4 protein-coding genes are annotated in these 5,158 nt (G+C 34.0%); 2 read left to right on the plus strand and 2 right to left on the minus strand.

Annotated elements, in window-relative coordinates; all coding sequences use genetic code 11:
• Positions 1–940 (minus strand): CTP synthase (locus ACIQ56_RS14135; RefSeq protein ID WP_397601693.1); only part of this gene is annotated, 940 nt, incomplete at its 3' end.
• An 81-nt stretch (positions 941–1,021) separates the two neighbouring features.
• On the opposite strand from ACIQ56_RS14135, the gene ACIQ56_RS14140 reads away from it, so the two are divergent.
• Complete coding sequence (locus ACIQ56_RS14140; protein WP_397601694.1) at positions 1,022–2,680, plus strand: hypothetical protein; 1,659 nt, start codon at positions 1,022–1,024, stop codon at positions 2,678–2,680.
• Between the two features lie 6 nt (positions 2,681–2,686).
• Positions 2,687–4,810, plus strand: coding sequence for an asparagine synthase (glutamine-hydrolyzing) (gene asnB, locus ACIQ56_RS14145; RefSeq protein WP_397601695.1), 2,124 nt, complete (start codon positions 2,687–2,689; stop codon positions 4,808–4,810).
• On the opposite strand, the gene ACIQ56_RS14150 is transcribed toward asnB, so the two are convergent.
• A partial coding sequence (locus ACIQ56_RS14150) for a hypothetical protein (RefSeq protein WP_397601696.1) occupies positions 4,807–5,158 on the minus strand: 352 nt, incomplete at its 5' end. The genes asnB and ACIQ56_RS14150 overlap by 4 nt on opposite strands.

Consider the following 5,158-nt stretch of genomic DNA (forward strand, 5'->3'; position numbering starts at 1 on the left):
CCATATATTTTCCAACAACAGCAATTTTAAGATGGTGTTTTGGTCTTTCTATGCATTCAATAATGCGATTCCATTCATCTAAATTTGGCTGCGCTGTCCAAATACCCAATAATTCAACAATTCGAGCATCCATTCTCTGCTCGTGATAAATAATTGGCATTTTATAAATACTATCAGCATCTAGCGCTTCAAAAACGCTTTCTTTTGGTAAGTTGCAGAAAGTTGAAATTTTCATACGGACATCTTGCGCCATCGGTTGATCCGCACGGCAAATTAAAATGTCTGGCTGAATTCCAATAGAACGAAGCTCTTTTACAGAGTGTTGGGTTGGTTTTGTTTTTAATTCCCCGGCTGCTCGGATGTAAGGAACTAATGTTACATGGATAAAAATAGAATTTTCTTTGCCAACATCATTACGGAACTGGCGAATGGCTTCGAGAAATGGTAGGCTTTCAATATCGCCAATCGTACCACCAATTTCCACGATCGAAACATCAGCTCCTTCAGATGCCGTAATGATGTTTGCTTTGATTTGATCTGTAATGTGAGGAATAACTTGTACTGTTCCTCCTAGGTAGTCACCACGGCGCTCTTTGTTGATGACCGTATCGTAGACTTGTCCCGAGGTGAAACTATTTCGTTTTGCAAGATTTGCCTTGGTAAAACGTTGATAGTGACCTAAATCGAGGTCTGTTTCTGCTCCGTCATCGGTAACAAAAACTTCTCCATGTTGGAAAGGAGACATGGTGCCTGGATCTACATTGATATATGGATCCATTTTAGTCATTGCTACACGTAAACCACGTGTCTCAAGAAGAGCTCCTATGCTTGCTGCAGCAAGACCTTTACCTATGCTGGAGACGACTCCGCCGGTAACGAATATATATTTAACAGGGTGTTGAGAGAACCGCTTAGGGGCCTTACTATCGTTATATTGCATTAGACTTACTCCGTTCGACAATCTTGTTTCGACACGGGAACACAGGGTAACACTAACTTATGGTCAGGAGTCAAGATAACAATGAAGAATCTGCGCAACGAATTTCAAATGAGTGCAGAACAGCAATCCACTGATGGAATTGTTTCTCATATGTTAATGGGTTTTGTGGAAAGAAAAATCTCTCCACAGACAATAGCCGATGTTCTGCGAGCACAAATATTTGAGTCGCATGTTCCGTCGCATCTTTTAAATACAGCTACATGTAATGGCATTTTAGAAGCCGTTACTCAAGCAAACTCTACAGAGGATTGTAGCGACCTCGTCTTTTACCTCGCAACACATCCTCAGTTTCCCGAATTTTTATCCTTTAAAGCCGCTTCTGGCTCTTTAAGAGCCCTGCTTCGTTATCTGCAAAAGAACATTCAAAACGAAGCTCAAAATCCAGTTAAAATAGATAAATTGATAGAAAGTCTATCTGAAAAAGTATTGACTTTTTTTCATGAAAGAAAACAAGTTAATTTAGACGACAAATCCAGTTTAACCGTTCTGATTAAAACAACAAATCCAACATTAGCAAAACTAATGAGAAACTCCCCCCATTTCCAGCAACTTCGTTTTATGCTTATGTCACCCAATGATTATACAAATGAAACAACGGTAGCTACGGTTCGTCCTGAGCCACTAGAAATGGTAAATATTATATTAAAATCATCAGATGATCATCTATTACGTAACGGAACATTTTATTACAAAACGAATCCATCCATTAACGGAACATCTGGAAGAATCAAACATTTAAAAACAGTTTTAGATATTTTTAAAATAAATAAAGCATCGGAATTTAAAATTGGTTTTGTTATAGAATGGATTTTTGAAAAAGCTCTTGTCGAAGTTGTTTTACACGATGAATGCTCAGAAAGTTTTGTAAGCGCAATAAAATTTGCTGCAGAAAGTGCGGGAACACAAATACAAATCATTCGTGGTCTTATTCGAGCAATTCAAAAAGATTTTTCATTTTTAGCAACTCACCCTATTCAAAAAAATCATGACAATGAGCCAAGTTTAATTGATAAATCCATTTTATTAACTCAACATATCTTCCCAATTTTAGTTAAATTAACAGAAAAAGACAACAATTATGTCTCTAAATACATTGCAAATTGGGCTGTAGAAATGCCATTGCAAAACGAAGAAAGCCGTTTCTTTAAACGGGTTCAATGGAGATGGATTCGTACTTTAGCCGCCCATATTTGGGATGCAAGCTTAAGAGAACCTCCTGCATGGGTTATTGAAGGCGGCAGCACATATTGTGCTACTATTTTCCAAACGGCACCCGCATTATGGTTACAGGAATATTCTTTTGCCTTATTAGAAAAAGTGTATAGAGAAACTCTACTAGAAAATTTTGAACCATCGAAACCACACTATGACTATGTGGAATTTTTAGCACGCTCCATGAGAAAAAAATCTCCTTTTTTTGCAAGTCGCACCGAATCATTATATGCATTACACTTAGTATCACGTTTAACAAGAACAGAAGCAATGCAATACGCAAATGCAGAAGCGAGATTTCAAGCACAAATCCAGAATTCTTCTTCACAGCAAGAAGTTTCATCTGAGTTTGCTTTGTGGAAAGAAATTATATTAAACCCTAATATTGAAAATGACTTAGGGAATAATCCCGTAACGCGCTCACTTGCAATACTTGCTAGACTTGCTAAGGAAACATCTAAAAAGTAGGAAAATATGTGCGGATATTCAGGCGTTATTTTTAATTCGACGAGTATCTTTTCATCAAATGCAGAGTTTAAAGCAAAATTTTTTGTGAATGCCTCTAATGTAAAACATAGAGGCAACGAGCCTATGCGCAAAGTTGAATTCGATAATTTGTTACTTGCTCATTTTAGATTAGCATTTGTAGATTTAGCTTCTAATTTTCAACCTATGTTAAGTAAAAATAAAAAATGGGTCATTGTTTTCAATGGAGAAATATACAATCATAATATTTTAAGAAAAAAAATTACTGCTGAACAAGGTTACAAATTTGAAACCAAAAGCGATACCGAAACTATTTTAGAAGGATTTTTAAATTACGGTTTAGAAATTGAAAAATATATTGATGGTGAATATAGTTTTGTAATTTGTAATACGGATGGCTCAGAAATGATCGCAATGCGAGATCCATTTGGAGTGAAACCTTTATTTTTAGCATTAGAAGATGTTCAAACAAATATATTTTCTACTGCAAAAGATTCGTATTTATTTAAAACACCATCCATTCAATTTTCAAGTGAAATAAAAGGTCTTTCCATTCCAAAAAGATGGAATAAAGAAGGTTTTTTAAGACAATTTGTTGGATTATATGAACCCATTCGTACACCATATCAAAACATCATACAGGTACCAGCAAATTCGTTTCTTTATGCAAAAAAACAAGGTGACATGTTTATTTGTAAATTACAAATGAAAAAAGTTCCTGTAAGACCGCCCTTAAATGATAATGATTCAAATCAAGAAGAATTGTATAGTGAATTTGCTAAAAGTTTACAAAAATCTGTTGCACATAGAATGCTTTCCGAGGTTGAACTTGGTGTTTATTTAAGTGGTGGTATAGATTCAAAAGCGGTTACCTATGAAGCTGTTCAATATTATTTAAAAAATAAAATTAAAAATCCTTTAAAAACATTTACGATATCATTTGAAGCTGAAGAATATAGTGAATCGACAGAAGCTTTATCTTTTGCACAAAAAATGGGGGTTACACCCAATATTTTGAAAGTAAGCAATGATAATTTAATTTATTCTTACAAACATGCCGTTTATCATTCAGAAAATATTCAACCCTACACAAATGGTTCTGCAAAATGGTGGCTGAGTCGGTTTACTGGAAAATATGTCAAAGGAGTATTAACGGGAGATGGCGCTGATGAATTATTTTGTGGGTATCCAAGTTTCCATTATGCAAGTTGGTGGAAATTTGCATTAAATATTCAAGCTGGCGAAAATATTTTAGATCGTATCAATAAACTTCCTACAGGAAATAGTTTAAAAGACTCCGGAGTATTCGCAAAAAAAGCTTCCTCTAATGAGAAAGATCCTTGGCTTGCCGGATCGAGTTCAGAAGGATCTGGAGAAGATTTTATTGAAAGTTTAAAAATTTGGGGCATTCCTCATCCTCTATTTGGCCAAATAAAAACCATAGCTACTTCAATTTTAGGAAATGAAGAAGCATTAAAATGGCTTGCAGACCAAAAAGAATCTGTCGCCTCTTGGTTTTCATTTGGATTATCTTCAGAAGAATCCTTTTTGACAGATCCTAAAAACGCTTTGTTACTTTGGCAAAATTATTTTACAAAAACACATCTTCCTGTCCAAGTTCTAAACTGGGTTGGAGATCGAATGGAAATGGCAAATACGGTTGAAGGAAGAACTCCCTTTTTATCAAAAGAAATGTCACATATTGCAGCTAAATTAAAAGATAGTATGCTTATCAGAGGTACAGAAGATAAATCTATTTTAAGAAGAAGCTATCAAAAGAGACTAGGACAAGCTGCTTTAACTCCAAAAAAACAATTTGGAGCCCCATTTTTGTTTAATGAAGTTACTTTAAAAACTCATTTCGATCAAATCATCGTAAAAGCTAAAGAAACAGGATTAATTGATGTAAAATATGTTACAAGCCTTTATGATTTTATGAAGAATGACTTTTTAAAGAAAAAAGCATCGCCTCATGTTTTAGCACATTTAAACTCTGCTTTTCAAACATTAATTTGTTTTTCATATTTGGATGATTTTTTAATTAAAGGAAATGCGCCTTCTAGAAATATGGATTATGAAGAAAAAGTAATCACTAATCAAAAAATAATTTAAGCTCTCTCCAATGAAATTATAATAGTAGAACTAATTGAATTAAATTCACAATTAATTTTAGCTTTATGCATATCTAGTATAGGTTGTATTTTTTCTTCAATTAAAGCTTCAACAAATAAAGAAGCACCTGGCGGCATACAAGTAAAAATAATATCAACAATTTTTTTTGACTTTGTCTTAATTGCAATCATACAATTAGAACCCTTAATTTCACGCATAGGATGAACAATCTCATAAATTAATAAAGAAAATACACTTAACATTTGTGGACTTCGACACAAGATTGGAATTTTTTCTTCTTGGGGCAATAAATAAATTTCTGTTACTGTTTTAGATATTTTTTCTTTA

Origin of the sequence: Silvanigrella sp. (assembly GCF_044369315.1) — a bacterium.
In the GTDB taxonomy this organism is placed as follows: domain Bacteria; phylum Bdellovibrionota_B; class Oligoflexia; order Silvanigrellales; family Silvanigrellaceae; genus Silvanigrella.

What these genes read in the sequence shown, in the direction of transcription:
- ACIQ56_RS14140 (WP_397601694.1), top strand. Translation starts at nt 1,022, where the DNA reads ATGAAGAATCTGCGCAACGAATTTCAAATGAGTGCAGAACAGCAATCC.
- asnB (WP_397601695.1), top strand. Translation starts at nt 2,687, where the DNA reads ATGTGCGGATATTCAGGCGTTATTTTTAATTCGACGAGTATCTTTTCA.